Annotated in this window: 1 pseudogene; it reads left to right on the top strand. The window is 31.6% G+C overall.

What is annotated here, in order from left to right:
- Nucleotides 1-212: pseudogene (locus tag AVJ19_RS21455) on the top strand (LysR family transcriptional regulator); the annotation flags it as partial.

Below are 212 nucleotides of genomic sequence, written 5' to 3' on the forward strand. Positions count from 1 at the left end.
ATGGTTTTTATCAACAAAAATTATTTGAACAGTTTTATGTGGTGATCGCCTCCAAAGATCATCAGCGTTTGAGCAATCAAAGTATTTCTGCTGAACAATATTTAAATGAATCCCACATTGATATTGATGCAGGCATTGGACACTATCATATTGAAAATGAGTTACATAATTTAGGTTTAAAGCGTAATATTTTGATGCGTATTCCCAGTTAT

This window comes from Acinetobacter sp. CFCC 10889, assembly GCF_003268395.1.
Lineage (GTDB): Bacteria > Pseudomonadota > Gammaproteobacteria > Pseudomonadales > Moraxellaceae > Acinetobacter.